This is a genomic window from Acidaminococcus sp. (genome assembly GCF_050873445.1).
In the GTDB taxonomy this organism is placed as follows: Bacteria; Bacillota; Negativicutes; order Acidaminococcales; family Acidaminococcaceae; genus Acidaminococcus.
Window position 1 is genome coordinate 1 of record NZ_JBNMIU010000025.1, and the last position, 24,384, is coordinate 24,384.

The following is a 24,384-nucleotide window of genomic DNA, read 5'->3' on the forward strand; positions in this document are numbered from 1 at the left end:
AATTCCCTGTTTGGGAGTACTATAATACACAGTTAGGTTTTTCATTGTCAGTTAAATTCTAACACGAAAAAGGACTTTCGGTTCGCAAGAATCGAAAGTCCTTTCTCGTGTTCATGGGGCCATTATTTCACAGCCCCTTTTCTTTTTCAGGCATCTCTGTTTAACAAAAAATCTACGATATTCACATTCTGGATGCCATTGTAGTCCCGGATAAAATTCCTATCCATGGTCAGCAATACCTTTTTATACTGGTCTGGGATCTTTTGCAACGGTGCCAATTCTCTTTGCAACGTTTTATCATCCAATACAGTGGCTGAAACTTGATAATACTCTTTACGTTCCATTTTGGAAGCTACAAAATCCACTTCCAGAGTCCCCAATTTTCCTGCACCGACTTCATAGCCTCGCCGCAACAATTCCAAATAAACTACATCTTCCAGGATATGACCATAGTCGCCATTGCGAAATCCCAGTAAGGCATTGCGCAGTCCCATATCGACAATATAGAATTTCTCCTGCGTTTTCAGGTACAGCTTGCCCTTGATGTCATACCGTTTTGCTCGATAAAATACGAAGGCCTCTTCCAGCATCCGTAAATAGTTGTCAATGGTAACAGCAGATGTCTTTCTCCCCTGGCTGGTCAGATATCCACTGATTTTCGAAGTGGAAACCGGATTTCCGATATTATCCGCAAGGAAACGAACCAGTTCTCCCAACAAAGCTGGATCACGCACCTCATTGCGCTGGATGATATCTTTCATCAGTACTGTATCATAAATACCGGAAAGAACAGTCTGAATGGTCTGCAGATCCTGAGGCAATCCCGGGATCACCGGCATACCTCCGAATCGAAGATATTGTTGAAAAGCAAAATCCGGATTGGCTGTTTGGTTTGGCAGAAACTCCATGTATTCCCGGAAGGAAAGAGGCAACACCCGAATTTCCACATACCGCCCTGAAAGAAGTGTAGAAATTTCAGAAGAGAGCAATCTGGCATTGGACCCTGTCAGATAGATATCGCACTGTCCTTCTGCAAATAGAGAATTAACCGCTTTTTCCCACCCATCAACCTGTTGGATTTCATCCAGCAGGAGATAGGCTTTCTGCCCTTTCGGGATTCGGTTTTTCAAAAATTGGTACAAGTGCCGATAATCCCGGATGGAATCCAGGGCCATCCATTCAAAATTCAGGTGGATAATAGAAGCTGATGGAACTTTCTGCGACAACAGTTCCTTTTCAAACAACTCCAAAAGGGTCGATTTCCCGGAACGGCGCAATCCAGTAATCACTTTGATCAAAGGTTGATTTTGGAAGGCACGCAATTTTCGTAGATATAATTCTCTTTTTATCATATTTTGTCATCTTTTCTATAGTATACTTTAAAAACTTTTATTTTTGTGTTTTTTATATAGTATACTATATTTTTCTGTAATTGCAAACCTGATATCATGCGCCTCAATATGACAAAGACGGGGTGTGAAAAAATACTTTTCACACCCCGTCACCAGCCACTGGATAAAATTTGCCGTCGGCAAATTTTTATTCCACAATCTTCCGTTCGTAGGGATCACTGCTAATCCCTTTTGCCAGGATTTCCTTAGCCCATTCCTGGGCACAGAACAGAGAATGATCCTTGTAGTTGCCGCATTCCTTCTTCTGCGTTCCCGGTACCTGGTCCCAGGTGGTCTTCGTCACCAGTTCCAGGGCTTCCTTCAGGGCCTTGGCTACTTCCGCAGCGGGATGGATGCCCCAGCACAGCAGGTGGAACCCGGTGCGGCAGCCAAACGGCGAACAGTCCAGATACCCTTTGATCCGGGGCCGCAGATACAGGGCCAGCAGATGTTCCAGAGTGTGCATCCCGGCAGTGGGGATTTCCTGCACATTAGGCTGGGCCAGTCGGATGTCATAGTTGGACACGATGTCCCCATGTTTCCCGGTTTCCTGGGAAATCAGCCGCACATACGGTGCCTTCACTTTCGTATGGTCCAACGTAAAACTTTCAATGATGACTTTTTCCATTGCAAAACTCCTCTCCACAGGTAAAGAACGAAAGGGTGCTGCCTTGGCAACACCCTCTTATTTTTTATACTTCTTTTGCCGGATCGTTTCGGCTGGCGATTCCTTTCCTGTACTCTTCCCTTACAAAGTTGGTTTCCAGCATCTGGATATCCTCCACTGTAGCCACCCCGTGGCGCAGGTTCTCTTCCAGGAAGGGATACAGGAGTTCGACCTGTTCCTTCTTGTCGATGATGGTAATGATCACCGGCAGGTTGATGGCTTCCGATACGCTGATGAACAACCGCCGTTCCCTGCCCCGCACCCGGCTCCCATAACCCTGGGTACCCCGCAGCATGGTGCAGCCGGCGATCTTGTACTTGCCGCACAGATCGAAGATTGCCTTATAGAACGGTTTATCCTTGTAGAAGAAGTCCTCTCCTACATAGATGGTCAGTTTGGTCAATTTCAAGAATTCAGCCATATGCTGTCCCTCCAATTTTGTGAAAATTCTCTTTTCCTTTATCTTTATTGTAACATAAATTTTGATTCTTCGTAATAGAGAGAAGGGAAATGATTAATTTTCCAGTCTTTCCTGCTTCTGCCGGGCCTGCCGTTTCCGTTTGCGGTAGTAGGCGTTGCCCACGCCGCCCAGCACCAGCAGCACCATGAACCAGCCGGCAGCTTTCACCGGATTCAGGTAGGTCACGGTGGCGTCCATGGGCGTCTTTTCTCCCAAAGGCAGCTTCCAGGTCAGGGTCCTGCGGTCATCGCTGACTGTGGTAGCATTGGTGTCATCCACAGCGGTAGGCAATACCAGGGTAAATTGCAGGTCGAACTGCTTCATCACGTTCCGGAGCACAGCCTGGGCATTCTGATCTTTCATTTCCCCTTTGGGTTCCATGTTGATGCCCGTATGGACACTGATGGTATCGAACAGCAGCCCGCTCTGGAGCTGCACCACCGGTTCCCGTTTCTCTTTGGACACCGCCGGTTCCTTGGCCTTCTGTCCGGGCCTGCCCTTGTCAGTGGCGGCCTGGGCAGCCTGCTGCCAGGTACGGATGTCGAAGGTCTTCAGTACCTTGGAATCCTTGATGTCCTTCAGCTGGTTGTAGTGCTTCCGGGCCACGAAGCCTTCATACTGGCCCTCTTTGGCGTCCTGGATGGCGTAGCCGTCTTCCTTGAAATCCTTCGAGAAAGCGTCCACAGTGGGTTTCAGCACCGGAGCCGAAACCAGCTGGCAGGTGAGATCAGCTGCTCCCAGACGGGTGATTTCCAGGGTGATATGTCCTTTGGCGCAGCCGCTCAGCAGCGTAGTCAGCACCAGGCACAAAAGGAGTACGAGTTTTTTCATAAGGCCCTCCCGGCAGTTCTATCTTTTTCCAAAATCTTCAGGGTTTGTTTCCGCAATTGGTTTTTCAGCAATTTGCCCAAGTGGTTCCTGGGCAGTGTATCCGTCAGGAAATATTTCTTCGGTACCTTGTAGGCAGCAATCTGTTTCAGCAAGGTTCGGCGCAGAGCCCGGAAATCCACTTCTGCTCCCGGCTCCGTAACCACCCAGGATGCCACAGCCTGACCCCGCAGCGGATCCGGCACGCCGATCACCGCCGCTTCGGCTACCCCCGGATACGCCTGGATGGCTTCTTCCACCTCCCGGGGATAGATGTTCTCCCCGCTGGAGATGATCATATCCTTCAGCCGGTCCACCAGGAACAGGTAGCCGTCCTGGTCAAAGTACCCCACATCCTCCGTGTGGAACCAGCCGCCCCGGAAAGCTTTCTCTGTAGCTTCCGGCAGGTTCAAATATCCCAGCATCACATTGGGGCCCCGGACCCCGATTTCACCCTTCTGCCCGGGCGGCAGGACCGTTCCATCCGGCCCCAGGATCGCTGCCTCCACTCCGTGGACGGGGAGACCGATGGACCCGAACCGGGTATGCCCCGGCTGGTTGAAACTCACTACCGGAGAGGTCTCCGAAAGACCATAACCGTCCAGCAGAGGCCGTCTGCACCAGGCACTGAACCGTTCGCCCAGTCCTTCGCCCAGACTGGCCCCACCGCTGATGAAAAGCCGTACACTCTCCAGTTCCCGAAGGTCAGCTCCGTCCACCAGGAGTTCCATCACCGCCGGCACCCCTACGAACACGGTCACTTTCTGGGCCTGGACCAGCCGCAGGGCCGTCTTAAAATTGTAGGTGGTCTGGATGATGACGGGATTCCCTAAAAGTAGAGAACTAGTGACACATACGGTCCAACCATAACAGTGGTACATGGGCAGCAGGCACAGCACCCGGTCCTCCGGCCGCTGTCCCACCGCCTCCACATAGGCCCGGGCATTGGTCAAGAGGTTCCGGTGGGTGAGCATGGCTCCCTTGGGCCGCCCGGTGGTGCCGGAGGTGTAGATGATGGTACAGTTGTCCGTTTCCTGCCGCTTGACCGGCCGCAGGGGCTGATCCACAGCCGCATCCAGTTCCTCGTACTGGAACTGCCGCACTCCCGTAAGTCCCTGCTCTGCCAGGGCTTCCTTCAGTTCCAGGGGCTGCCGGGTGATCAGAAAGGAAATCCCCGCATCCTTCAGGATGTATGCCACCTCCCGGGGCGCCAGCTGGAAATTCAGCGGTACGATGACGCCCCCGGCCCGGATCACAGCCAGATAGGCAGTGACGAACCCGCTGCAGTTGCGGCTAAACAGCCCCACCCGCTCTCCGGGCAGCAGACCTTGGGCCTGGAGGAACCGGGCCCAGTGGTCCACCCTTTTTTCCAGTTCCCCATAGGTCACCGATCCCTGGGCGTCCACCAGAGCCAGCCGCTCCGGATCCTTCCCTTTTACCAATTCATCATAAAACATGCTGCCTCCTTGCCTTTCCAGACGAAAACGAGTAAGATGGAATTGTGAAAATCCTTATAGAAAGAAGTGGATCTTATGAAAGAATTTCGTATTGGCGCCGTGGGCGAAGCCACGGAAACTGTACTCCATACCAACACGGCTGCAGCCATGGGCAGCGGCTCCCTGGATGTGTATGCCACCCCGGCCATGCTGGCTCTGATGGAAAAAGCAGCCTGCAGCATCGTCAATCCCTGCCTGGATGATGACACCACCAGCGTGGGCATCGGCGTGAACCTGTCCCATGACGCAGCCACTGCCGTAGGCAAGACTGTTACTGCCAAAGCCGTCCTGGTGGGCGTGGATGGCCGGAAACTGACCTTCAAGATCACCGTTTCCGACAACTACGGCACCATCGGCCAGGCCACCCATGAACGGTTCCTGGTAAACAAAGCCAAGTTCCTGGGCAAGCTGGCTGCCAAAGACAAGAAATAAAAACGGATCAGAAGCTGCGGGTGAGGGTTTCCATGACCATAAGATTGCTCACCACGCCTACACCGCCGGGAACAGGAGTATACGCCGAAGCTTTCGCTTTTTTGGCTGCTTCGGACACATCTCCCACCAGTTTCCCATCCACGGAGTTGATTCCCACATCGATTACCACAGCGCCTTCACGGATCATATCTTCCGTGATCAGATCGGGCTTGCCCACTGCGCTGATGATCACATCTGCCTGCCTGGTAATGGCAGGCAGATTTTTTGTACGCGAACGGCAGACGGTCACCGTGGCATACCGGCCCATGAGCATCAGCGTCAGCGGCCGTCCCACCACTTCACCATAGCCCACCATGGCCACATTCTGCCCTTCCAGGGGAATGCCATAGTGGTCCAGGATGGCCATGCATGCCCGGGGCGTACAGGGCCCCCAGGGAGTGATGCCCAGGTACAGCCGTCCGCTGTTGATGGGATGCACGCAGTCCATATCCTTTTCCGGGTCCAGCTGCCGGATCAGCTCCAGCTTGCTGATCTGTCTGGGCACGGGCATCAGGGGCAGGATACCCGTGATGGCGGGATCCTTGCTCAGCTCCCGGAGAACCCTTCCAGCCTCTTCCTGGCTGGTCTTTTCCGGCAGTTCCACATCCCGGGTCTTTACGCCCAGGCTGGCTGCTGTTTTCAGCAGGCTCCTTTTATACACCTTAGCTGCCGGGTTGTCCCCCACCAAGAAGGTGGCCAGAGTCAGGTCCCGGCCAGCGAATTTTTCCTTCAGCTGCTGGCGGATGGCATCTGCCACCGGTTTGCCATAAAGAATTGTCTGTTCCATTCTACTTTCCTTCCTCCGCTTCTAGCGGAAATACACGGTGACCGTATCACCGGAATGCAGCACCGTACCCGGTGCCGGGGTCTGCTTCCAGCTGGTGCCACTGCCGATGGGGATAAGCTGGAGGCCGGCGCCGCCCAGAGCCGTGGCTACGTCCCGCATGGAATGACCGGCCAGGCCGGGCAGCTTCACCGCACCGTTGCCGTCGGCCTCCAGGGCCGCCAGGGGCGCAGCTTCCTTCGCCGTCTTGGCCAGCAGGGATTCCACTGTAGGCAGACCGTCCCAACTGCTGGGTTCAATGCCTTCCGCCACCAAAATCTGCTGCAGGGTATCCCGGAAGATAGGTGCGGACACCTGGGAGCCGTAGAAGGCTCCCTTCGGGGAATCCAGCATGATAATCATGGCGTACTTGGGTGCATCGCTGGGCACGAAGCCCACGAATGAAGCGATATACACCCCAGGGATATACCCGCCTTTGGGCGAGAGTTTTTCAGCAGTCCCGGTCTTGCCGGCAATTTTGTAGCCTTTGATCTGGGCCGTCTTGCCGCCGCCCTCGGAAACCACCTTTTCCATCATGGTCCGCATTTCTTCGGCCACTTCCGACGTGATTACCTGCCGGTCCACCTGGGTCTTGTTCTCTTTCACCACATTGCCGTCCGGGTCGGTGACCTTGGCTACGATGTACGGGCGTACCAGTCTGCCCCCGTTGGCAATGGCGCTGATGGCCCGGATCATCTGCAGCGGCGTCACAGCAATGCCCTGGCCGATGCCCATGGTGGCCACATCGGAGGGAACCATATCCTTGGGATCGTACAGGATGCCCTCTTCTTCCCCGGGTACATCCGTGCCGGTCCTGCTGCCGAAGCCGAACTGCCTGGCGTATTCGGTTTCCCGTTCTCCGCCCAGTTTCAGCCCCAGAGCCGCCATACCGGTGTTCAAGGAAAATTTGATTACGTCCGTATAGGTCACATGACCCTTTCCTTTACCGTCCCAGTTCCGGATCCGCCGCCCTCCTACATCGATGGACCCTTCATCGTTGAAGGGTGTATCAGGAGTGATGATGCCTTCCATCAGGGCTGCCGAGCCCATAATGGGCTTGAACACGGACCCCGGTTCGTAGACGATGGACACACCCCGGTTTAGGAACGCCCCATTGGGCGCCTGGGAAAAGTGATTGGGATCAAAGGTGGGCCGGCTGGCCATACCCAGGATTTCGCCGGTATTGGGATCCATGAGGATGGCCGCTGCACTGGACGCATGGGTCTTGGCAATGGCGTCGTCCAGGCTCTTTTCCAGGATGAACTGCATCCTGGCGTCGATGGTCAGCTGCACTGTATCCATGCGCCGGGCCTGGACCTGGTTCATGGCACTCTGCCCCACCAGATGGCCCTTGGCATCAAAGAAGCTGCGTTTCTTCTGATCCTGCCCCCGCAGGTACTCGTCCATGGCATCCTCGATGCCTTCCAGGCCCTTGCCGTCGGCTCCCACGAAACCCAGCACCTGAGCCGCCAGTTTGTCTTTCGTATAGTACCGCTTGCTTTCTTCTTTGAAATGGAACCCGCTGAGCTTCTGGTTCTTCAGCACCTGTTCCACTTCATCGGCCACATGGGGATCCAGCTGCCGTTTCACCCATTCGAACTGCCGGTCCGGCTCGGTGAATTTCTCATACAGCGCATCAGCCTTCATATCCAGGATGGGTGCCAGCTGATCGGCAGCCACCCGTTTCGGATCCCGGCTGGGCATCTGACCCACGGGCCACCGTTCCGGATCGTCCACCAGTTCCTGGGGATCCACATACAGGGATTTGCTGATGATGCTCACAGCCAGTTCTTCTCCGTTCCGGTCCACAATGCTGCCCCGGGGAGAGATTTCCGTGTGTTCACCCATGATCTGGGCGTTGGCAGCTTCACTGTAGTAACCGCCCCGGACGATCTGTTTCCAGAACAGCATGCCAACCACCAGACCGGCCACAATGGCCACCACTTTGCCAATGACAATGGCCCGTCCCTTGCCCTGGAGCAGTACGTCCTGATGGGCAGGATCCAGCTTCAGCACCTGGGGGGCCGCCGCCTGTTTCTTCTTGTTCTGTTTTTGCAGGAACCAGGGGAGCTTCACGGCCGCCACCTCCTTGCTGTGGGTACCTTGGGCCGGGGCGCTTCCGGATTCTCTGCTGGCACTGCCCTGGGCCGCACAGGCTTTTGGTGCTCATCCTTATACACGGACAGCACCAGGCCGATGGCACCCAGTGTCATAATCAGGGACGTGCCCCCGTAACTGATGAAGGACAGCGGCACCCCGATGATGGGGAAGACCCCGCAGACCATGGCCATATTGGCAAAAGCCTGGCCCACGACCAGGAAGTTCACCCCACTGACCAGCAGGAAGCCCTTCCGGTCCTGAGTTCTCTGACCGATCCGGTACAGGACCAGGCCCAGCAGCAGGAACACCAGGATCAGGAAAATGGCTCCAATGAAACCCCATTCCTGGCAGTAGTTGGCGAAAGCGAAATCCGTATGGGCTTCCGGCAGGTAGAAGAACTTGCCCGTCCCCATGCCGAAGGGTTCGCCGAAGAACCGGCCGCTGCCGATGGCATTGAAAGACTGGATGGCCTGGTAGCCCTTGCCCTGGGGATCCTGTTCCGGATGAAGCCAGAACAGGATCCGGTTCAGCCGGTAGGGCGCCTGGATAATGGCTGCAGCCCCGCCCACAACCGCAACGCCCACCAGGCTCCAGAATTCCTTCATAGGCAGCCCGGCCAGGATGTACAGGATGATCATCAGTGTCATGATGATGGCCGCCGTACCCATATCGGGCTGGATCAGGACCAGAAACGACAGGAAAGCCGTTTCCCAGAAGGCCAGGCCCGTATCCCGGCGCAGCAAATGGGGTGTCTTGCCCTGCTCCATAAGCTGGCCCAGGTAATGGGCTCCCAGCAGGATTACGGCAATCTTTACGAATTCCGAAGGCTGGAAGGAGATGGGCCCCAGGATCACCCAGCGCTGGGCCCCCTTTGTGGCCCGGCCGAAGATGTCCACGGCAATCAGGATGCCGGTGAGCAGCACGCAAAAGATTTGATCGAACCGGAACAGCCAGTGGTAGTCCACCTTCCGTTCGATGACGAACATGATGACAAGACCTGCTGCGCTGAAGATGCTGTAGCGGAGCAGATAATGATAACCATTGCCGAACATGTCGGCCGCTGCCACATAACTGGCACTGAACACGTTCACCGCTCCCAGCACCAGCAGGAAGGCCACCAGGCTCAGCAGTGCATCCCTGGCGTTGTCCCAGAACATGATCTTTTTCCCCATAACTTTCCCCGGTCCTTAGAACTGTACTTCGCAGAAATTGATGTTCTTGCCCCGGGCACTGAACTTCTGCTCATATTCCGTCTGTGCTTCGTTCAAAATATCCGTATGATGGAGGTCCGTGGTGAGTGCCAGAATCGTAAGGCCGAATTCCTTGAATTCCTCCACAGAAAAAGCAAACAGATCATCATTATCAGTTTTAAAGCGCAGATGTCCTCCCGGTTTAAGGATTTTTTTGTATTCTGCCAGAAATGTCCGGTAAGTAAGCCGCCGTTTGGCATGGCGTGCCTTGGGCCAGGGATCACTGAAATTCAGGAAGATCTGATCCACTTCTCCTGGCTCGAACCAGTCCAGCAGATGGGCTGCATCGGCGTGGATGATCCGGGCATTGGGGATTTCGGCTTCCCGCAGTTTCTTCACTGCGTAATAGCACACTTCCCGCTGGGTCTCCATGCCCAGATAGCCGGTTTCGGGATGGAGCTGGCTCATGGCTGCCAGGAACTGACCCTTGCCGCAGCCGATTTCCAGCTGCAGGGGCCGGCCGCCCAGCACCATTTCGGACCAGTGCCCCTTATATTGTTCCAGATCGTCTTCCAGCAGTTCCTTTCCCCGATAGTCTTCCAGTGCCTGGGGAATCCAGGGTTTCTTTCGTAAACGCATGTTGATTTCTCCTATATTCTACGTCAGCTATTGACTAGTGACGGGGGTGTGAAAAAGCATTTTTTCACACCCCCTTTATGATCTTTGCTGTTTTATTCTTCTTTTTTCTTCGCTCTTTTCGCGCGGGCACCCTTTTTTTCCGGCCCCAGATTGAATTTCTTCAGGTACCGGTACAGAGTCACCCGGCTCACATCCAGCATGATGGCCAGTTTGCTGATGTTGCCCCCGGCCTGTTTCCAGGCGGCCACAAAGGCGTCCTTGTCATGCTTCCAGGATTTCTCGATCCGGTGTTCTCCAGGCAGTTTGATGTGGCTGGCTTCGATGACACTGCCGGAAGTATGGAAGAAGGCCTGCTCGATGACTCCCTGCAGCTGTTTGATGTTGCCGGGCCACTGGCAGCTGTTTAGCATGTGCAAGGCTTCCGGCGACAGGGTCTTGCCGGGCATGTTGTGCCGTGCAGCCATTTCCGTCAGGATGTGGTTGGCGATCACTTCCACATCCTCCACCCGTTCCCGCAGGGGCGGGACCCGGATCACCGTACCGATGACCAGTTCGTACAGGCTCCGGGAAAACAGCCCCTTGTCGGTGAGCCGTTTCAGGTTGGAGTCGCAGGCAGCAATCACCCGTACGTTGAACTTCCGGCGGGTACCGGTCTCCCGGTTCAATACCCCGTTGCGCAGGGCATCCGCCAGTACATCTTCCAACCGGGTGGGGAATTTTTCGATTTCATCCAGGAACAGGGTACCGCCGTTGGCCAGTTCCAGGGCCCCGGCGGTCACATGGCCGGCGCCGTCGTCGTTGCCAAAGAATTCGGCTTCCAGTTCCGCCTCCGGACCTTCGTGGCCCCGTACAGTAATCAGGGGAGCCGCTGCCCGGGGGCTGGCCTGGTGGATCCCATGGGCCAGCCGCTGTTTGCCGGTACCCGGTTCACCCTGGAGCAGCAGGTTGTTGTCGCCCCGGGCCACCCGGGCCGCCTTGTGCTGCAGGGCCAGGAATTCACTGGAGTTCCCTACCATACTGTACAGACTGTACCGGGAGCTGTACCCGGTAGCATGGGCGATGGTGGTCTTCAGATCTTCGATGGACATGGTGATGATCACTACGCTGTCCACCTTGCCCCCGGCCTTCACCGGCAGTACGCTGGTCACATCTTCATAGGTCCGGTCCTGGGTGATCCAGGTAATCTCCTTGCGCAGGGTGCTCTTGCCGGACAGGCCCTTCTGGATGGGAATGTGTTCATAGTTCAGGAACACGTCATCCAGCCGTTCGTTGCCTTCCAGCCGTTTCCGGCCGTTGGTGTTGGCATAGCGCAGGCTTCCGTCCTGGTTCACCCAGTACACAGAAGCCGGGATCTCTTCGGAAATCAGGCCGCACACCTTCCAGTAGGCCAGCATGGTCAGGAAGTTCTCCACAGAATACTTCATGGTCATGAGCAGGCTCAGCAGGATATCATAGGGCAGGTTCTCCTGATCCAGGGAAAACAGGGACAGGATGTACCGGCTCTGACCTGCCACATTGATGGGTGCCGAGCAGGCATCTCCGGAATGGCTTTCCCGGATCCACATCTCCGGCCCGAACATCAGGAAAGGCACATTGTGAGCCCGGGCCACGCAGATGCTGGACGTACCCACATCCTCCTCCAGGACCCGCATGCCCTGGATGTCCTCGATACTCCGCTGGAAAAAGGGCAGGGCATAGTTTTTCAGTACGTAGCCGTCCTCATCCACCAGCAGCATGCTCAGGTTGTGGGAATTGAAGTACTGCTTGTTCTGGTCGAACAGGCCGTCCACATACTTCACCACATCTTCGTTCCGTTCCAGAGCCTTCTGCAGCTCCTGGGGACTCAGCCGCACCCCGTTGGCCGGCATGGTCTCATGGTTCAGTTTTCTCGCTTCGCACCGGCGCCAGGACTCAGCCACCCACGGATGGACATTGGGGTCGATGATCCCCTCGTCGATGAACTTATTGTAATAGCTGGTCAGCTTTTCCTTATTGCGTCGTTCCCTAATCATTGATTTCCCCCCTGCTTATTTATACCCTTTGTGCGCCGGGACGAGGACCCGTTTCGCACCATAATATCTTGTTCTCCAGTATTCGTCGGACAGGCTGCACAGCCTTACACCGCTGGAACTGGTAGCGTTCCAGAACAGCCCGTTGCCTGCATAGATTCCCACATGGGAGGCTCCAGGTTCATAGGTGGAGAAGAATACCAGATCCCCCGGCTTCAGCTGCCGCTGGGTCACGAACAGACCCTTCTCGTACTGCAGATCAGCCGTACGGGGCAGTGTAGCCTTGTGCTGGCGGAAGACATACTGCACATACCCGGAACAGTCGAAGGCCCGGGGCGTAGTGCCGCCGAAGCTGTAGGGTACTCCCTTGTACCGGGATGCGGTGCGCACCACGTCCTCCCCCCGGATTCCGTGGATCCCTTCCTTTTCAAAGGCGGCCTCATGGATCCGGAAATAGGTAGTGTCGTCCACTTTGCCAGTAACCGGGAGACTGTGGCTCCTCTGGAAGGCCCGCACCTGGGTTTCCAGATCCTTCGTATAGCTCCCGGTAGTGGGTGTTTTCATGCCGATGGCATTCAATTTGATCTGCACCGTCTTGACCTTCCAGCCCTTGTCCCCCACCTTCAGAGGAACGGTCTTGTGGGCGGCGGCGCCTGCCGAAAGGGGCAGGGCCAGTACGGCCAGGAACAATGCCAATACCACTTTGTGCAGTTTCATTTTTTATGCCTCTATTCTTCCATGGCAAATCCTTCCGGATTTATTAAAAATGATACACTCTCAATATTCCATATTAGTATAAACTTCCCAATCCGTCAATTTGGAAAGTTTGCCGATGGATACATCCAGTTCCTGGATCAGGCGCTTTTTATCCTGGGGCAGAGTCCCCGCCAGGGGCACATAATTGGAAATATGGTTGCTGCGGAACAGGGTATGGCGCCCAGGCTCGATATCCACGTGCTCCAGCATGAGCCTGGCTTCCTGGGCCAGGCCCGCCGGCGACAGCAGTTCGAATTCACCGTTTTCGAACTGATGCAGCATCTCGGTGCCCTTGTACAGCCGCAGGGTCAGCACGCTGAGCATGTTGGGCTGGATGGCCGTCACCGCCTTCCCTGTATTGACGGCATGGCGTTCGCTGTCCGCCTTGCCTCCCAGTCCGGCGATCACCATCATGGACAGCTTCATACCGCTGCGGACCACTTTCTGGCCGGCGGCAATGGCTTCTTCTGCCGAAACGCCCTTTTTAATCCGGTGCAGCAGCCCGTCATCCCCGGTTTCCAGGCCGAAATACAGCATCTTCAGGCCGGCATCCCGCAGCTGCACCATTTCTTCATCGCTTTTGCGCAGGATATCCCGGGGGCCTGCATAGGATGTGACCCGCTGCAGGTTGGGAAAGGTCTTATAGAGCACCGCCAAAAGTTTCAGCAGCTTGCTGGTGGATAGTACCAGGGCATCCCCGTCCGCCAGGAAGATCCGCTTCACCTGGGTACGGGCGTACTGGGCCGCCAGGGCAATCTGCCGGGAGATCTCCTCATCGGGGCACACAGAGAACTGCACATCCTTATACATGGCGCAGAAGGTGCAGGTATTGTGGGCACAGCCACGGGTCACCCGCAGGATGAAGCTGTTGGCTTCGCTGGGCGGCCGGAACACCGGCGTATCATAATCATCGAAATACAGACCGAACATAGTATACTCCTCCAGGAATTTGACAACTGCCTTCCTTTTATATATGCAGGATCAAAGACAGTATTTTCATAAGATTCTTCTAATTCGTTTATTTGAACAAAACTCCACTGGTCACGTCCATTATTATAAACTATTTTACAATATTATGCATGATTATTTGTAAACTTTTTGGGAAGAAAATTTCCAAAAAATTTTCATTTAGATTCCATGCCCTTTCCTCAATTGTATCCGGCCAACCCCTTGTTTTTTACAATTTTACAATATATAATTTTTACTTGAAGTTGACACATGAAAGGTTAGAGGTGAACTGAATGTCTGCACAAGAAGCAAGTTTTATGGGTGGTGTTGAAGTACCGCCCAGCAAGTCCTTGACCGACAAAGTGGCTATCGAAAGATGCCCGGCCCCGGACATGGTGTACATTCCTCTCTCCCAGCACATTGGTGCTCCGGCAAAACCGGTGGTCAAACCAGGAGACAAAGTCACAATGGGACAGGTGATCGGGGAAGCCGGCGGCTTCGTCAGCACCAACATCCACTCCAGCGTGAGCGGTATGGTAATGAAGCTGGAGAGCCGCTACATGCCCAACGGCATGATTTCCCAATGCGTGGTCATCAAGAATGATGGCCAGGACACCCCCTGCGAGGATATGAAACCCCGCAAAGAAGAAGACATCACGCCGGATCTGATCCGTCAGGTACTGCGTGACAGAGGCATCGCCGGTATGGGTGGTGCTACGTTCCCCACGGCAGTGAAGTATGCGCCCGTAAAAGAAGGCCATCGCCCCATCGATACCGTCCTGCTGAACGGCATCGAATGCGAACCGTTCGTTACGGCCGACCATCGTACGCTGCTGGAATATGCGGATGAGATCATCCAGGGGCTGAAGTATTTCATGCTGGCCTCCGGTGCCTCCAAGGGAATCATCGGCATCGAAGACAACAAACCCGATGCCATCGCCCTGATGCAGAAGAAAGTAGCTTCCGAAGCCAACATTGAAGTCTGCGTCTGCAAAGAAAAGTATCCTCAGGGTTCTGAAAAGCATCTGATCTATGCCGCTACCGGCCGCACCGTCCCGGATCGGGGCCTGCCTGCCGATGTGGGCGTCATCGTGGACAACGTGGGTACGGCTGTTGCCGCCTGCCGCGCTGTAAAGAACAACGTTCCCCTGTACGAACGTGTCGTGACCATCAGTGGCAACGGCGTGAAGAAACCCGGGAACTATATCGTACGTCTGGGTACCCTGTACAGCGACGCCGTGGAAAAAGCCGCCGGCGGCCTGGAAGGCGATCCCGGCAAGATCATTTCCGGCGGGATGATGATGGGCTTTGCCGTCAACTCCCTGGATTACCCCATTACCAAGGGTTCCAGCGGCCTGCTGATCTTCAATTCCAAATCTCCTTTCGCCCAGTATGTGGAACCGGATCCCTGCGTGCACTGCGGACGCTGCGTAGATGCCTGCCCCATGAGACTGGAACCCACCGAAATCGTCCAGGCTGTGAAAAAGCAGAACTGGGATGATGCCGAACGGTTCTTCTGTCATGCCTGCGTCGAATGCGGTTCCTGTGCTTTCGTATGCCCTGCCCACATTCCTCTGGTGCAGTACATCCGGATGGGCAAGCAATTTATCAGAGGGAAAGGTGACGGCGGTCATAACCCCTTCTATAAATTCGACAAGAAATAATATCGCGAAAGGACTGGATATCGATTATGGAACCTATTAAAGAACCGAAACCTCTGGTTCTCGTTTCCTCGTCTCCCCACATGCACTGTGGGCTCACCATCAGCAAGTCCATGCGGGAAGTTATGCTGGCACTGGTACCTGCTGTCCTGGCATCTTTTTACTATTTCCGTTTTGATGCAGCCCGTGTCATCATCTGCTGCATGGTTTCTGCCATTATCTTTGAAAAACTGGCCAATAAGGTCATGGGCGTAAAGAAGGACACCGTAAAAGACGGCTCCGCTGCTCTGACCGGCCTGCTGCTGGCCCTGTGCCTGCCGGCTTCCCTGCCCAGCTACATGGCCGTTTTGGGCGGCATGTTCGCTGTGGTCATCGGCAAAGCCGTATTCGGCGGCCTGGGCAAGAACATCTTCAACCCGGCCCATATCGGCCGTGCCATCCTGCTGGCTTCTTTCCCCCAGCAGATGACCACCTGGGTCATTCCCGCCACCAAGGCTGCTGCTGATGCCACCACCGCCGCCACTCCGCTGGCCGTGATGCGCATGACGGAAAAAGTCTGGGCTGCCGGCGGTGCCGCTGCCTCCCAGCTGCCTCCCCTGTCCGACCTGTTCATGGGCAACGTGGGCGGATCCCTGGGTGAAACCTGTGTACCGGCCCTGGTCATCGGCGGCCTGTACCTGATCTACAAGAAACTGATCGACTGGCGCATCCCCGTGTTCTATCTGGCTACCGTAGCTGTGATTACCGGGGTCTACGGAGCTGTGAACGGGTATCCTTCTACGTTCCCTCTGTACCATCTGTTCGCCGGCGGCCTGATGATCGGTGCCTTCTTCATGGCAACTGACTGGGTTACCTCTCCGATCACCAAGAAAGGTAAAATCATTTACGCCATCGGCCTGGGCCTGCTGACCTCCCTGATCCGGCTGCGCGGCAGCTATACGGAAGGCGTCTGCTACTCCATCCTGATGATGAACATGGTCACTCCTATGATTGACCGGTTCGTACGGAATGTATCCTTTGGAGGAGGTCAAAAGAAATGAGCAACCTCTTTGTTAAGTATACCGGCATCCTGGCCGTCATCTGCGGCGTCAGCGTAGGTCTGGTGGCTGCAGCCAACGAAGGCACGAAGGATACCATCGCGAAAAAACATGAAGCGGACACCCGTGCCGCTTATAAAGTCGTCCTGCCCGACCTGGGCAACCTGAAGAAACTGCCGGCTCCCGGCGGCCTGATCACCGATGTGCAGGAATCTTCCAAGGACGGGAAACCCAACGGGTACATCTACACCGTGACCCCCAGCGGCTACGGCGGCAAGGTAACCCTGATGGTGGGTATCTCCAAAGACGGCAACAAAGTCACCGGCATCAAGGTCATGAACCACAGTGAAACTCCTGGCCTGGGCGCCAAGAGCACCGAACCTGCATGGCAGGCTCAATTCAAAGGCAAACCCCTGAAAGATGCACTGGTAGTCACGAAGCAGGAAGCTTCCAAGCCTAACGAAGTCAAGGCCATCACTGCTGCTACCATCACTTCCAGAGCTGTAGTCACCGGCGTAAACGCTGCCCGGGATGACTACATGAAGAATCATGCCAATTGAAAGGACTGATCGAGATGCTGCATGAGTTGACCAAAGGTATCATCAAGGAAAACCCGTTGTTCGTTCAGCTGCTGGGTGTATGTCCGTCGCTGGCAACGAGTACTTCCCTGACCAACGCAATCGGTATGGGCTGTGCCTTTACCTTCGTTCTGTTTTTCACCAACATGATCATTTCCGCCATCCGGAAACTGATCCCGGATCAGATCCACATTCCCTGCTACATCGTTGTTATCGCTTCCGTGGTAACCGTGCTGGAAATGCTGATGAACGCTTTCGTACCGGCGCTGTATGCAGCCCTGGGCGTATTCGTTCCTCTGATCGTTGTTAACTGTATCGTACTGGGCCGTGCCGAAGCTTTCGCCTGCGACCACGGTATCATCGAATCCGGCCTGGATGCCATCGGCATGGGCATTGGTTATTCCTTCGCCCTGTGCTGCATTGCCTTCTTCCGTGAACTGATCGGGGCCGGCAAACTGTTCGACCATGCGATCATGCCCGCTGCCTACCAGCCTGTACTGATCTTCATCCTGCCGGCTGGCGCCTTCCTGACCATGGGTTTCGTATTCGCCGCCGTGAACTACTTCAAAGAAAGAGGTGCTCATAATGCATAGTACTTTTGGCATTCTCTTCAGTTCCATTTTCGTTTCCAACATCATTTTGTCCCGGTTCCTGGGGATGTGCTCCTTCCTGGGCGTTTCCAAGAACTTCAAGAACTCCGTAGGTATGAGTGCGGCAGTATCCTTCGTAATGCTGCTGGCTTCCATGCTGGCCTACGCCTGCTATCACCTGCTCCTGGTGCCCTATCACCTGGAATATCTGAAGACCCTGGTCTTCATCCTGGCCATCGCCACCCTGGTACAGCTGGTTGAAATGTTCATGAAAAAGGCTATGCCCGCCCTGCATAAGGCCATGGGTATCTACCTGCCCCTGATCACCACCAACTGCGCCATCCTGGGTATCGCTCTGATCAACGTGGAAAGCAATTACAACTTCCTGGATTCCTGCGTGAACTCCATCGGTACGTCCATCGGTTACACCATGGCTATCCTGCTGTTCTCCTGCATCCGTGAACGTCTGGATGAAACGGCTCTGCCCAAATGCCTGCGGAACCTGCCGATTGCTTTGATCACTGCCAGCTGCATGTCCATTTCCATGATGGGGATGAGCGGCATCCATTGAGTTAGGAGCTGAAAAACTATGATTACAACTGCTGCGATCCTGGTCGCCGTACTGGGCGGTGTATTCGGCCTGGTACTGGCTACGGCCAGCAAGAAATTTGCCGTTGAAGAAGATCCCCGTATCGGGGAAATCACCAACCTGCTGCCCGGCGCCAACTGCGGCGGGTGCGGGTACGCCGGCTGCGGCGCCATGGCTGATGCCATCGTTTCCGGTCAGGAAAAAGATGCCACCAAGTGCGTGGTCTGCAGTGCGGAAAACAAGAAAGCCATCGCCGCTGTGATGGGTGTGGAAACCAATGACGACGCTGATGCCGTCCGCATGGTCCCCCGCCTGCACTGCAACGGCTGCACCGCCAACCGCACCCCTGTGGCTGCCCGGGAAGGCCTCCACAACTGCTATGTAAAGGCTGCCACTGCCGGCGGCCCCGGTCAGTGCAACTTCGGTTGCTTTGGCGACGGTGCCTGCGCCGATGCCTGTAACTTCGGCGCCCTGAAGATCGGTGAAAACGGTCTGCCTGAATTCGATTACAACAAATGCGTGGGCTGCGCAGCCTGCTCCAAGGCCTGCCCGCAGCTGCTGATCGAAATGCTGCCTGCCCCTGCCAAAGTGATGGTACAGTGCAACAACCGGGAAAAAGGCAAGGCTGCCATGACCAACTGCAAGGTGTCCTGCATCAGCTGCGGCATCTGCGCACGGACCTGCCCGAAGAAGGCCATCACCGTAGAAGATACGCCCAACGGCAGTATCCCTGTCATCGACTACAGCAAGTGCGTGGGCTGCGGCCTGTGCACCCAGAAATGCCCGCGGAAGTGCCTGGTCAAGGTCACTCCTGTGGAAGGTTCTCCGGATGCGCCCAAGAAGGAACAACCTACCGGCTGCGCCTGCTGCGCCATGGCCGAACAATGTCCTTCTGCCCAGGCTCAAAAACAAGCCTGATAAGGAGTTCCATGAAAAAACTATTAGCATCGCTTCTGGTTTTCAGCAGCCTGACTTGTGCAGGCTGCTTTTTTCAACCGGAAAAACATGAAGACACCCGATTCATGATGGATACCATTGTCACCATCACCACCACCGGCAGCAGTGAAAAAGACCTGACCGCCGCCACCAATGATGCCCTGAGCCTGTTCCAGACCATCGCCAACCAGACGGATCCCTATGGGAAGCAGGGACCGGAAGACCTGTATGCCATCAACCAGGCAGCGGGCCAGGGACCCCATAAGGCATCGCCCTACCTGATGGACATCCTGAGCCAGACGCAGCCTCTGCAGAACCGGGATCTGGACCTGACCCTGGGGCCGGTGATCCAGGTATGGAACAGACATAAAGAGGACAAGACCGTGCCCGCAAAGGCGGAAATTGCCCAAGCACTGGCCAAATGCGGTCCGGAGAAGTATACTTTAAACGTAGCGGAGAACACGGTGACCCTGGCCCCCGACGCCCAGCTGGATCTGGGAGCGGTAGCCAAGGGCTATGCGGTGGAACAGGCGGCTGAACTGCTGCGCCGGCACAAACAGGTAAAGACGGCGCTGATCAACGCCGGCGGGAACATTAAGGTGCTGGGCACCAAGGCAGATGGTTCTCCCTGGAAGATCGGCGTGCAGGATCCCCGGGATCCCCAGAAAGTACTGGGTACCCTGGCCGTGAAAGATGGCACGGCCATCGCCACCAGCGGCGATTACCAACGGTATTATGAGGTGGATGGAAAGCGGTACCACCATATCCTGGATCCCAGGACGGGCTGGCCTGCCTGGAATGCCCGCAGCGTCACCGTGGTGACCCGTTCCGCCTTCTGGGCGGACTACTACTCCACCCTGCTGTTCGTGCTGCCCTGGCAGAAAGCCATGGAGCGGGTGGAACAGAATCCTGACCTGGAAATGCTGTATGTGGAAGAAGACGGAACCGTCCATCTGTCCTCCGGTCTGAAAAACATCTATACCCCTGAATAAAAGGAGACTCTGTATGCGCAAGAATGATTTTTGGCTGATCCTGGTCCTGCTGGTCCTGGCCATCGGCAGCTATTTTTTCTTCCGTTCCAGCACCTCTGCCAAGGACAAAGTCCTGGTGGTGAAACAGGACCAGCAGGTGATCCAGCGGATCGAGCTGAAAAAGATCAAATCCGAGACCAAGCTGATCGTACCAGTGGCGGACGGCGAGCTCACCATCCTGTACGATAAGGACGGTGCCCGAGTCACGTCTTCTCCCTGCCCGGACAAAGTCTGCATCCACCAGGGCAAGATCACCCGGTCCGGCCAGACCATTGCCTGCGTACCGGAAAAAGTCCTGGTCACTATTACCACTGCTGCAAAGGAGAATGATCATGATGCCGTCCTCCGGTAAACTTACCATCCACGATCTGACCCGGCTGGGAGTGCTGCTGGCAGCAGCCATCGCTCTGCGGCTGGCGGAAACCAGCCTGGCCTGGCTGCTGCCCCTGCCCGGCGCTCATCTGGGCCTGGCCAACACGGTGACCATCATCGTGCTGTACCTGTACGGGGCGCAGAAGGGTGCGCTGTTCCTGGCGGCCCGGCTGCTGCTGACGGGACTTCTGTTCACCGGTCTTTTGACCCCGGGGTTCCTCATTGGCCTGGGCGGCGCCGTACTGAGTTTCGTAGGCATGGCTTTCGCCGCAAAGTACCAGTGGTTCTCTACGGTAGGGGTGGGCCTTTTGGGAGCATTTCTCCATAACTGCGGCCAGATTGTCGTGGCAGTAGGGATCATGATGACCCCGGCCCTGTTTTCCTACCTGCCCGTACTGATTGCCATCGGCATCCCCACCGGCCTGTTTACCGGATTCCTGGCCGGATTCTTTCTGGACAGGCTGAAAGAAGAAAAGAAGTAAGGAGGACTTATCCGTGGAATCTGTGGAATCATTCGATACCCTGAAAAAACAACTGGAAGACTGTACCGCCTGCCCCCTGCGAGGCGACTGCCAGGCCCCTGTGGGCTGGTTCGGCAATCTGGAAAGCCCGCTCATGATCGTGGGCGAAGGCCCCGGCGGCGTGGAGGATGACTACGGCTGTCCTCTGATAGGTCCCAGCGGCCAGCTGCTGGACAAGGCCCTGTGGTCCGTACGGATCACCCGGGACCGGGTGTACACCACCAACGTGATCAAATGCCGGCCCAAAGGCAACCGGACTCCTACGACAGAGGAAGGCTCCTTCTGCGCCAACCGCTGGCTGGATCAGGAAATCCGGCTGCTGCGGCCCAAGGTGATCCTGGGTCTGGGCAGTGTAGCCCTGCGGTATTTCAGAGGTCCGGACGCCCGTATTACCCGGGAGCGGGGCCAGTGGTTCACCACCACGGAAGGCATCCCCTTCCTGGCCACCTTCCACCCCTCCTATTTGCTGCGGCTCAGCGGCCAGGCCCAGATTGCCGCCAAATGGGAAGTATTCCACGACCTGGAGGCCGTCAAGGCCAAAGTGGAGGAAATGGTCCCTGGCTACAGCTGGAACAGCGGCGCCCCGGTGCATCTGTTCCAGCTGTTCCAAAAAAGAGCATAACAAACCAGAAAGGTGCTGCAGGAGCAGCACCTTTTTTGTGCTACAATGGAAGAAAAAAGAGGTGTTTGCCATGACCATCCTTGCTTCCTTTGCGGTCCCTCATCCCCCCATCATCCTGCCGGAAATCGGGCGGGGTGAAGAAAAGAAGATCCAGAAGACCATCGACGCCTACGATACTGTCATGAAGGCAGCCGCAGATCTGGATCCTGATACCCTTGTCATTACCAGCCCCCATGCGGAGCTGTACCTGGATTATTTCCACATCGCTCCCGGCTCCCATGCCCGGGGTGATTTCGGCCAGTTTCGGGCGCCGCAGACAGCGATTGACGTAAACTACGACACCACCCTGGCTTCCCTAATTGCCGATGAAGCCCAAAAAACCGGCATCCCGGCCGGATTCGAAGGGGAACGGGATCCGGAGCTGGACCATGCCACCATGATTCCTCTGTACTTCTTCCGCAAGTACAAACCTCTGGACCAGGTAAAGGTGGTCCGGATCGGCCTTTCCGGATTCCCAGCGGACGTGCATTACAAACTGGGGCAGTGCATTCAAAAAGCGGCAGACCAGCTGGGCCGCCGGGTGGTATTCATCGCCAGCGGCGACCTGAGCCACAAGCTGCTGCCGGAAGGCCCCTACGGTGCCGTACCCGAAGGCCCTGTATTCGACAAGGCCTGCACAGGATGCCTGGACAAAGGCGATTTTCTGCGCCTTCTGACCCTGGACCGCTCCCTGTGCACGCGGGCCGCCGAATGTGGCCTGCGCTCCTTCTGGATCATGGCCGGCGTCTGGGACGGTATGGCCCTGCAGTCCAGGCTGCTGTCCTACGAAGGCCCCTTCGGTGTAGGCTACGGTGTGGCCTCCTTCTATCCAAAAGGGCCGGACCCCAGCCGGAAGTTCCTGCTGCGCCTTCTCCAATACCAGCAGAAGCAGAAAAAACAGCGGATCGCCCACGAAGATCCCTATGTGAAACTGGCCCGGCTTTCCGTGGAAACCTTTGTAAAAACCGGAGAACCGGCCCCATTGCCGGACAATCTGCTCCCGGAGATGCGAACCACCCGGGCCGGCGCCTTCGTTTCCCTGCATCTCCATGGCCAGCTGCGGGGCTGCATCGGCACCATCAGCCCGATACGCTCCTGTGTGGCCGAGGAAATCCTGCAAAACGGCATCTCCGCCGCTACCCGTGACCCCCGCTTCCCGCCCGTGCAGCCTGCAGAACTGCCTGATCTGGAATACAATGTGGACGTATTGGGAGCGGCTGAACCGATAGCCGACGTCAGCCAGCTGGATCCGAAGAAGTATGGCGTCATCGTAAAAAGTGTCCTGGACGAACGCAAAGGCCTTCTGCTGCCCGATCTGGACGGAGTGGATACTGTGGATGAACAGATCCGCATCGCCCGTCAGAAAGGAAATATCGGCGTCAAAGAGCCCATCCGGCTGTACCGGTTTCAGGTGGTGAGGCACAAATGACCGCCGGAGAACCGATCAGCTGCACGCTGTGCCCCCATCACTGCTCACTGGCGTCAGGGGCCGTGGGTTTCTGCCGGGCCCGGGAGAACGCAGGCGGAAAGATCGCAGACCGCAATTACGGTCTCCTCACCGCCCTGGCCCTGGATCCCATCGAAAAGAAGCCCCTGCGCCGGTTCCATCCGGGCAGTGTGATCCTGTCCGTGGGCAGCTTCGGCTGCAACCTGCACTGCCCTTTCTGCCAGAACGCTTCCATTTCCCAGGCAGGCAAAGAAGCCGCCCGTCTGAAGGTACTGCCCCGGCAGCTGCTGCAGCTGGCCCTGGAATACAAAAGAAAAGCCGGGAACATCGGCGTGGCCTTCACCTACAACGAGCCCCTGGTGGGCTACGAATATGTACGGGACTGCGCCCGGCTGCTGAAGGAAAAGGGGCTGGCTACGGTTCTCGTCACCAACGGCATGATCGATTCCCGTGCCTGGCAGGACCTGCTGCCTTTCGTGGATGCTGCCAACATCGACCTGAAAGGATTCACCCCAGATTTCTATCACTGGCTCCAGGGAAACCTGGAGACCGTGAAGACCAATATCCGGCTGGCCGTGGCAGCAGGCTGCCACGTGGAAGTGACCACCCTGGTGATCCCCGGCAAAAATGACAGCGACAGGGAAATGATGCAGGAGGCTGCCTGGCTGGCCAGCCTGTCGCCGGAACTTCCCCTGCACCTGTCCCGGTGCTTCCCCCGCTGGCAGCTGGATATCCCCGCCACTCCGGTGCCCGCCATATACCATCTGGCAGCCGTGGCCCGGAAGTGGCTGCAGTATGTGTATGAGGGAAATTGTTGAAGATACGCAGAAACAGCGATAGAGTTGCGCTTCTCTATCGCTGTTTCTGCTTGAAGGTTGACAATAAAAATGGTTCGGGCTGGAGGAACCTGAGGAGTTGTGGTTCCTCCAGATTGAGAGGGAGTGGAATGCGCAGGGGCACACAACCTGGGCATCCCTATGACAATGATCTCGGAAAATCCGAAGGGATCTTCCAAAAACGACAATAAGTAAGGGGAGTGGTTTAGGTTAGTTTTCACTAACCTAAACCTTGAAAAAAATAAAGACAATGCGGTTAGTCTTTACTTACAGGAATGATTTTAGCATATCACTAGGAGATACGCAAG

The 24,384-nt window shown here is 56.0% G+C and carries 25 protein-coding genes; 13 read left to right on the forward strand and 12 right to left on the reverse strand.

Annotated elements, in window-relative coordinates; all coding sequences use genetic code 11:
* Window positions 1-146: 146 nt before the first annotated feature.
* From ACR0QW_RS05700 to ACR0QW_RS05720, 5 genes are all read right to left on the reverse strand, one after another.
* Entirely contained in the window at window positions 147-1,352 is a 1,206-nt protein-coding gene (locus ACR0QW_RS05700) for an ATP-binding protein (RefSeq protein ID WP_432642748.1), read from the reverse strand.
* A 187-nt stretch (window positions 1,353-1,539) separates the two neighbouring features.
* Window positions 1,540-2,019 carry an S-ribosylhomocysteine lyase gene (locus ACR0QW_RS05705; RefSeq protein ID WP_432642749.1) on the reverse strand — a complete coding sequence of 160 codons (480 nt, stop codon included), beginning with the start codon at window positions 2,017-2,019 and terminating at the stop codon, window positions 1,540-1,542.
* 64 nt (window positions 2,020-2,083) lie between these two features.
* Entirely contained in the window at window positions 2,084-2,479 is a 396-nt protein-coding gene (locus ACR0QW_RS05710; protein ID WP_432642750.1) for a DUF190 domain-containing protein, read from the reverse strand.
* 93 nt (window positions 2,480-2,572) lie between these two features.
* Window positions 2,573-3,349 carry a hypothetical protein gene (locus ACR0QW_RS05715; protein WP_432642751.1) on the reverse strand — a complete coding sequence of 259 codons (777 nt, stop codon included), beginning with the start codon at window positions 3,347-3,349 and terminating at the stop codon, window positions 2,573-2,575.
* Window positions 3,346-4,842, reverse strand: a complete 1,497-nt coding sequence (locus ACR0QW_RS05720) for a class I adenylate-forming enzyme family protein (RefSeq protein ID WP_432642752.1) — start codon at window positions 4,840-4,842, stop codon at window positions 3,346-3,348. Before ACR0QW_RS05720 ends, ACR0QW_RS05715 begins: the two co-directional genes overlap by 4 nt.
* Window positions 4,843-4,917: 75 nt before the next feature.
* On the opposite strand from ACR0QW_RS05720, the gene ACR0QW_RS05725 reads away from it, so the two are divergent.
* Window positions 4,918-5,313, forward strand: coding sequence for a thioesterase family protein (locus ACR0QW_RS05725; RefSeq protein ID WP_432642753.1), 396 nt, complete (start codon window positions 4,918-4,920; stop codon window positions 5,311-5,313).
* A gap of 7 nt (window positions 5,314-5,320) precedes the next feature.
* Here ACR0QW_RS05725 and ACR0QW_RS05730 read toward each other — a convergent pair whose 3' ends face one another.
* The 7 genes from ACR0QW_RS05730 to ACR0QW_RS05760 all read right to left on the reverse strand — a co-directional run bounded on the left by ACR0QW_RS05730 (window position 5,321) and on the right by ACR0QW_RS05760 (window position 13,799).
* Entirely contained in the window at window positions 5,321-6,139 is an 819-nt protein-coding gene (locus ACR0QW_RS05730) for a bifunctional 5,10-methylenetetrahydrofolate dehydrogenase/5,10-methenyltetrahydrofolate cyclohydrolase (protein ID WP_432642754.1), read from the reverse strand.
* 21 nt (window positions 6,140-6,160) lie between these two features.
* Window positions 6,161-8,251: a penicillin-binding transpeptidase domain-containing protein gene (locus tag ACR0QW_RS05735; protein ID WP_432642755.1), complete on the reverse strand. Its 2,091-nt coding sequence runs from the start codon at window positions 8,249-8,251 to the stop codon at window positions 6,161-6,163.
* Window positions 8,248-9,447: an FtsW/RodA/SpoVE family cell cycle protein gene (locus ACR0QW_RS05740; RefSeq protein WP_432642756.1), complete on the reverse strand. Its 1,200-nt coding sequence runs from the start codon at window positions 9,445-9,447 to the stop codon at window positions 8,248-8,250. The genes ACR0QW_RS05735 and ACR0QW_RS05740 overlap by 4 nt, the downstream gene beginning before the upstream one ends.
* Before the next feature lie 15 nt (window positions 9,448-9,462).
* Window positions 9,463-10,104: a tRNA (guanosine(46)-N7)-methyltransferase TrmB gene (gene trmB / locus ACR0QW_RS05745; RefSeq protein WP_432642757.1), complete on the reverse strand. Its 642-nt coding sequence runs from the start codon at window positions 10,102-10,104 to the stop codon at window positions 9,463-9,465.
* Between the two features lie 92 nt (window positions 10,105-10,196).
* Entirely contained in the window at window positions 10,197-12,116 is a 1,920-nt protein-coding gene (locus ACR0QW_RS05750; RefSeq protein ID WP_432642758.1) for a sigma-54-dependent Fis family transcriptional regulator, read from the reverse strand.
* 15 nt (window positions 12,117-12,131) lie between these two features.
* On the reverse strand, window positions 12,132-12,830 hold the full coding sequence (locus tag ACR0QW_RS05755) for an NlpC/P60 family protein (protein ID WP_432642759.1): 699 nt from the start codon (window positions 12,828-12,830) through the stop codon (window positions 12,132-12,134).
* A 60-nt stretch (window positions 12,831-12,890) separates the two neighbouring features.
* Window positions 12,891-13,799: a radical SAM protein gene (locus tag ACR0QW_RS05760; RefSeq protein WP_432642760.1), complete on the reverse strand. Its 909-nt coding sequence runs from the start codon at window positions 13,797-13,799 to the stop codon at window positions 12,891-12,893.
* A 311-nt stretch (window positions 13,800-14,110) separates the two neighbouring features.
* Between ACR0QW_RS05760 and rsxC the strand changes: the two genes are divergently transcribed.
* From rsxC to amrS, 12 genes are all read left to right on the forward strand, one after another.
* Complete coding sequence (gene rsxC / locus ACR0QW_RS05765) at window positions 14,111-15,481, forward strand: electron transport complex subunit RsxC (RefSeq protein ID WP_432642761.1); 1,371 nt, start codon at window positions 14,111-14,113, stop codon at window positions 15,479-15,481.
* A gap of 26 nt (window positions 15,482-15,507) precedes the next feature.
* Window positions 15,508-16,518 (forward strand): RnfABCDGE type electron transport complex subunit D, encoded by a 1,011-nt coding sequence (locus tag ACR0QW_RS05770; protein ID WP_432642762.1) that lies wholly within the window; start codon window positions 15,508-15,510, stop codon window positions 16,516-16,518.
* A complete protein-coding gene (locus ACR0QW_RS05775) occupies window positions 16,515-17,075 on the forward strand; it encodes an RnfABCDGE type electron transport complex subunit G (RefSeq protein ID WP_432642763.1) in 561 nt (186 codons plus the stop codon). The genes ACR0QW_RS05770 and ACR0QW_RS05775 overlap by 4 nt, the downstream gene beginning before the upstream one ends.
* A gap of 14 nt (window positions 17,076-17,089) precedes the next feature.
* On the forward strand, window positions 17,090-17,686 hold the full coding sequence (locus tag ACR0QW_RS05780) for an RnfABCDGE type electron transport complex subunit E (protein WP_432642764.1): 597 nt from the start codon (window positions 17,090-17,092) through the stop codon (window positions 17,684-17,686).
* A complete protein-coding gene (locus ACR0QW_RS05785; protein ID WP_432642765.1) occupies window positions 17,679-18,254 on the forward strand; it encodes an electron transport complex protein RnfA in 576 nt (191 codons plus the stop codon). The genes ACR0QW_RS05780 and ACR0QW_RS05785 overlap by 8 nt, the downstream gene beginning before the upstream one ends.
* Window positions 18,255-18,272: 18 nt before the next feature.
* Window positions 18,273-19,190: a 4Fe-4S dicluster domain-containing protein gene (locus ACR0QW_RS05790; RefSeq protein WP_432642766.1), complete on the forward strand. Its 918-nt coding sequence runs from the start codon at window positions 18,273-18,275 to the stop codon at window positions 19,188-19,190.
* A gap of 11 nt (window positions 19,191-19,201) precedes the next feature.
* A complete protein-coding gene (locus ACR0QW_RS05795; RefSeq protein ID WP_432642767.1) occupies window positions 19,202-20,200 on the forward strand; it encodes an FAD:protein FMN transferase in 999 nt (332 codons plus the stop codon).
* Between the two features lie 13 nt (window positions 20,201-20,213).
* Window positions 20,214-20,591 (forward strand): NusG domain II-containing protein, encoded by a 378-nt coding sequence (locus ACR0QW_RS05800; RefSeq protein ID WP_432642768.1) that lies wholly within the window; start codon window positions 20,214-20,216, stop codon window positions 20,589-20,591.
* Window positions 20,572-21,093, forward strand: a complete 522-nt coding sequence (locus tag ACR0QW_RS05805) for a Gx transporter family protein (protein ID WP_432642769.1) — start codon at window positions 20,572-20,574, stop codon at window positions 21,091-21,093. Before ACR0QW_RS05800 ends, ACR0QW_RS05805 begins: the two co-directional genes overlap by 20 nt.
* A 13-nt stretch (window positions 21,094-21,106) precedes the next feature.
* The gene (locus ACR0QW_RS05810) at window positions 21,107-21,754 is read left to right on the forward strand and encodes a uracil-DNA glycosylase (RefSeq protein WP_432642770.1); all 648 of its coding nucleotides are present in this window, start codon (window positions 21,107-21,109) and stop codon (window positions 21,752-21,754) included.
* A 70-nt stretch (window positions 21,755-21,824) separates the two neighbouring features.
* The gene (gene amrA, locus ACR0QW_RS05815) at window positions 21,825-23,222 is read left to right on the forward strand and encodes an AmmeMemoRadiSam system protein A (RefSeq protein WP_432642771.1); all 1,398 of its coding nucleotides are present in this window, start codon (window positions 21,825-21,827) and stop codon (window positions 23,220-23,222) included.
* Entirely contained in the window at window positions 23,219-24,058 is an 840-nt protein-coding gene (gene amrS / locus ACR0QW_RS05820; RefSeq protein WP_432642772.1) for an AmmeMemoRadiSam system radical SAM enzyme, read from the forward strand. Before amrA ends, amrS begins: the two co-directional genes overlap by 4 nt.
* The last annotated feature ends 326 nt before the right edge of the window (window positions 24,059-24,384 follow it).